The organism is Arhodomonas sp. KWT (genome assembly GCF_010993615.1).
Genome location: NZ_WNXE01000640.1, coordinates 1 through 957 on the forward strand (window position 1 = coordinate 1; position 957 = coordinate 957).

A 957-nucleotide genomic window follows, 5' to 3' on the forward strand; every position below is an offset into this window, starting at 1 on the left:
TCCGGGGGCATCACCGGCCAGCCGGACTCGTCGTGACCGTGGTGCTCGCGCACGGCGGTGGCGGTGGACAGGCGCTCGCCGAGCAGCTCGCGCAGCGCGTCGACGGCGGGCTCGACCGGCCCGAAGCTCAGGGGTTCTACAGCGCTCATGACGGGGACACTCTCGTTGTCTCGGATCGTTTATTCCCCGCCAGCATAGCCGAGTTGGCGCCACGCCTCGAAGACCGTGACCGCCACGGCGTTGGACAGGTTGAGGCTGCGGTTGCCCGGCACCATGGGCAGGCGCAGGCGCTGCGACGGCGGCAGCCCGGCGAGGACGTCGTCGGGCAGACCGCGGGTCTCCGGGCCGAACAGCAGCGCGTCGCCGGCGGCGAACGCCGGGGTGTCGAAGCGCGTCCCGGCCCGGCTGGACAGGGCGTAGACGCGGGGCGAGCCCAGCGCCTCGAGGCAGGCGCCGAGATCGGCATGGACGCGCACGCTCGCCCACTCGCGGTAGTCCAGGCCCGCACGGCGGAGCTTGGCGTCCTCCAGGGTGAAGCCCAGGGGCTCGATCAGGTGGAGCCGGGCCCCGGTGTTGGCGCACAGCCGGATGACATTGCCGGTGTTGGGCGGGATCTCCGGCTGGTAGAGGATCACGTGGATCATCGGGGTTCCGTAACGGCGAAGGTCGGGTGAGGCGGGTGCCCCACGCGGATCAGGGCAATAGCGGCACTCAGAAGAAGCGCCGCGCGAATACCACCCGCACGCCGTTCCAGGGGCCGGTAACCGCCTCGACGCCGACCCGGCCGCCCCCGCCGGTGTCCAGCGATATCCCGGCGTAGGCGCCGGCGGCGTGGTCGGTATCGAAGCCCTGGGTGTCGACGTCCTCGATCTCGCGCTCGCCATCGGTGAGCGTGTAGAGGAGGCCGCCAGAGAGGGTGACGGCATCGAGGTCCGCGGCGAGCCCGGCACGCAGATC

At 71.8% G+C, this 957-nt stretch carries 2 protein-coding genes; both read right to left on the bottom strand.

Going from position 1 to position 957, the window contains the following annotated elements; translation table 11 throughout:
• Window positions 1–179: 179 nt before the first annotated feature.
• Window positions 180–644, bottom strand: a complete 465-nt coding sequence (locus G7A99_RS21360) for a tRNA (cytidine(34)-2'-O)-methyltransferase (protein ID WP_018717426.1) — start codon at window positions 642–644, stop codon at window positions 180–182.
• Window positions 645–711: 67 nt separating this feature from the next.
• Window positions 712–957 (bottom strand): hypothetical protein (locus tag G7A99_RS21365; RefSeq protein WP_163143927.1); only part of this gene is annotated, 246 nt, incomplete at its 5' end.

Coding starts and splice junctions, on each gene's coding strand:
- G7A99_RS21360 (WP_018717426.1), bottom strand. CDS start 644: ATGATCCACGTGATCCTCTACCAGCCGGAGATCCCGCCCAACACCGGC.